The organism is Pseudooceanicola lipolyticus (assembly GCF_002786325.1).
GTDB lineage: Bacteria > Pseudomonadota > Alphaproteobacteria > Rhodobacterales > Rhodobacteraceae > Pseudooceanicola_C > Pseudooceanicola_C lipolyticus.
Genome location: NZ_PGTB01000256.1, coordinates 1 through 3,521, shown reverse-complemented (window position 1 = coordinate 3,521; position 3,521 = coordinate 1). Strand labels below are relative to the sequence as shown.

At 62.7% G+C, this 3,521-nt stretch carries 4 protein-coding genes; 3 read left to right on the top strand and 1 reads right to left on the bottom strand.

The window, feature by feature from the left end:
• From CVM52_RS24475 to CVM52_RS24465, 3 genes are all read left to right on the top strand, one after another.
• Positions 1 to 362, top strand: a 362-nt coding sequence (locus CVM52_RS24475) for an HAD family hydrolase (RefSeq protein WP_205965026.1), incomplete at its 5' end; no start/stop codon positions are given.
• Between the two features lie 12 nt (positions 363 to 374).
• Positions 375 to 1,202, top strand: coding sequence for a glycosyltransferase family 2 protein (locus CVM52_RS24470; protein WP_100164908.1), 828 nt, complete (start codon positions 375 to 377; stop codon positions 1,200 to 1,202).
• A gap of 33 nt (positions 1,203 to 1,235) precedes the next feature.
• Positions 1,236 to 2,456, top strand: coding sequence for a hypothetical protein (locus CVM52_RS24465; RefSeq protein ID WP_100164907.1), 1,221 nt, complete (start codon positions 1,236 to 1,238; stop codon positions 2,454 to 2,456).
• A 12-nt stretch (positions 2,457 to 2,468) separates the two neighbouring features.
• Here CVM52_RS24465 and fcl read toward each other — a convergent pair whose 3' ends face one another.
• A complete protein-coding gene (gene fcl / locus CVM52_RS24460; RefSeq protein WP_100164906.1) occupies positions 2,469 to 3,443 on the bottom strand; it encodes a GDP-L-fucose synthase in 975 nt (324 codons plus the stop codon).
• Positions 3,444 to 3,521: the final 78 nt, after the last annotated feature.

Here is a 3,521-nt window from a genome sequence, read left to right as displayed (position 1 = left end):
CCCCCGGGCTGGCGGCGCTGCGCGCCGCCCATCCCGGCCAGCGCTGGCTGATCGTCTCGGGCGGCGACCAGGCGGAACTGCGCGCGCTGTTCGCCGAACGCGGCCTGGCCGAGATGTTCGACGGCGGTATTTTCGGCAGCCCCGACAGCAAGGACACCATCCTTGCCCGCGAGATCGCCGCCGGCACCATCGCCGCCCCTGCCCTGTTTCTGGGCGACAGCACCTATGATCACCGCGCCGCCACCGCGGCAGGGCTCGACTTCGTCTTCGTCAACGGCTGGAGTGAGGTGCAGGGCTGGCCGGACTATGTCAGCGCACACGGGCTGCAAACAGTGCCGGACCTGGCGGCGCTGGCGAGCTGAGAGCGGAGCAAAATGGACTACCCCAAGATTTCGATGGTGATCGGCAGTTACAACCGCCGCAAGTTGCTGGAACTGTGCATAGAGGCCGTCCGCGAAGAGCTGCACCACGAGGCCTACGAGATCATCGTGGTCGATGGCGGCTCCACCGACGGGACGGTGGAATGGCTGACGGCACAGAAGGACATCATCTCGATCATCCAGCACAACCGGGGAGAATGGAGGGGCAAGCCGCTCACCCGCAAGCCCTGGGCCTATTTCATGAACCTCGCGTTCCAGGCGGCGAGCGGAAAATACATCTGCATGCTGTCGGATGACAGCCTGATCGTGCCCGGTGCCATTATGAACGGGATCGACCTGTTCGACGAGATGCTGGCCCAAGGCGTCAAGCTTGGCGGCGTTGCCTTCTATTTCCGGGACTACCCGGTGCGCAAGAAATATGCCGTCGCGGTGAATGTCGGCAATCTCTACGTCAACCATGGCCTGTATCTCAATGCGGCGATGAAGGAGGTGGGCTATTGCGATGAGAACTACCATTTCTATTTCGCGGATACCGACCTCTGCCTCAAGATGAAGGCGGCCGGCTACAAGGTGATCTCCTCCAAGACATCCTTCGTAGAGCATTATTTCGAAGCCACGCCGGAGATCCGTGCCTCGAATAACGACGAGCGCAAGGAACGCGACCGCCGGCGGCTGATCGAGAAATGGGCCGGTTCCGCCTATCCCGAGGAAGATCGCGCAAAATACGAAAAGATCGTCGGCTACTGGGACTATCATCCAAGGGGGTTCGAGGACCCTCTGAGCACGATCGAAAAGCTGATTTCGGCGAGCAAGTCGGATTAAGGAAAACCAACACAACAGGGGGCTGTGCGCAGGGTGACACAACTGGACGAGTTCAAGGCCGACCGGGACCTTTGGCGCGACATCCTGTTTGCGGATCTCTACAGCCTGAGGGACCGGAGTTCGGAGGAGAAACTGGCGCTCCGCGGCATCTGGCTGCGTGATTTCCTGCACTCTGACTATCACCTGCCCGAACCGCGCGAGGTCGGGGCGATGTTTTTCCGCAGCCTCGTGCGCGACGACTACCGGGGGCTGTTCCATGCCGCTATCGGCGCCTCGGGGATCGGCAGCCGGGTGGTGGTCGAAGAGTATCAGCACCGCACCCGGCCGGCCCGGATGAACCTCGAGGCCAGCCGCTTCATGTCCGAGAACATGGACCTGTTCTATGCGCTGGACATTCCCGATCCATTGGACCGGGCCTGCTGCTTTATCCGGGCCTGCAAATACGCCTTCATCCTGGAAAAACTCGCCCGGATCGAGTGCAAGGCGCTGATCTGCTTTGCCGACATGCAGCCGGTGGAACATTTGCTGGCGCGCTACTTCCGCAGCCAAGGCGTGCTCACGGTAACGCTGCAGCACGGGCTCTATGTCGATTACGGCGATCTCGATACGGTCAACGTGATCAACTATCTGCACCAGCCTTCGGAATATTTCCTGTCCTGGGGGCCGAATACCTCCCGGCTGATCGCCCGGCACCACCCCGGCAATACGACCGTGGATTGCGGCAAGCCGCTGATCTTCAATGCGGGTTCTGCCGCAGCGGGGGAAAATCGGGTGCCCTATATCTCGGTGTTTCTGGATCAGAAGATTTTCAATGCCCAGAACGAACAGATGCTGGAGATCGTGATCGCCTATGCGCGACGCACCGGGCGGGCGGTGCGGGTGCGGTTCCACCCCTCGATCCGGAAAGCGGATTTTCTGGAAAAATACCCCGGCATCAAGGAACAGCTGCATTTTCGCGATGCCGACTTCGTGGTTGGCCATACCTCGTCGCTGATCTACGAAGCCATCACCCTGGGATGCCGGGTGTTCCGCTTCGAAAGCGAGGTGCCGGGCATTCCGCTCCCCGAAACCTGCAGTTTCCGGACCCTGGCGCAGTTGGAGGCACGGACCGCCCTGCCGCAACCCGGGGGGCTGACCGAAGAGTTCTTCTGCGCCACGGGGGAGAGTGCGCTGCGCCGCTATACGCGATTCTTCCGCGACACTCTGCCCGACCTGATCGATGACAGGACCGAGGAAAGACTGGTCAGCACCTAGGGTGCCGCCCCCTCACTTGGCCCTCAGCCTGTCCGCATCCTGGGCCAGGAACCAGTCATAGGTGCCCTGGATCCCCTGTTGCAGCTCGATCGCCGCGCGCCAGCCCAGCCGGGCCAGGCGCGAGACATCCATCAGCTTGCGCGGGGTGCCGTCGGGCTTGCTGGCGTCAAAGGCGATGCGGCCGCGGAACCCGGTCACCTCGGCCACCGTCTCGGCCAGTTCGCGGATGGTGACATCGGTGCCCGAGCCGACATTGATATGGCTCAGCATCGGCTCGGTCTCGCGGTCATAAACCGCCTTGTCCAGCTCCATCACGAACAGCGAGGCCGCGGCCATGTCATCGACATGCAGGAATTCGCGCATCGGCTTGCCCGAGCCCCAGACCACCACCTCCGCGGCGCCCTCCCGCGCGGCGGTATGAAACCGCCGCAGCAGCGCCGGCAGCACATGCGAATTCTCCGGGTGGAAATTGTCGCCCGGCCCGTAGAGATTGGTGGGCATGACCGAGCGGTAATCGGTGCCATATTGCCGGTTATAGCTTTCGCAGAGCTTGATACCGGCGATCTTGGCAATGGCATAGGGCTCGTTGGTGGGCTCCAGCACCCCGGTCAGCAGCGCGTCCTCGCGCATCGGCTGCTCGGCCAGCTTGGGATAGATGCAGGAGGAGCCGAGCTGCAGCAGCCGGGTCACCCCGGCGGCATAGGCCTGGTGGATCACGTTGCACTCGATCATCAGGTTTTCATAGATGAACTGCGCCGGATAGGAATTGTTGGCGACGATCCCGCCCACCTTGGCCGCGGCCAGGATCACCTGGTCGGGGCGCTCGGCCTGAAAGAAATCGCGCACCGCCGCCTGGTCGGTCAGGTCCAGCTCGGCACTGGTGCGGGTGATCAGGGTCAGATCGGCACCGGCATCCTTGCGGGCCTGCAACTGGCGCAGGATGGCGCCTCCGACCATGCCGCGATGGCCCGCGATGTAGATCTTCATCGCCCTACCCCTCCAGCGCCACCGGCAGTTCCAGCCCGTGTTCCTTCAGCAGCGCGTGGCGGCGGGCGGTTTTCAGAT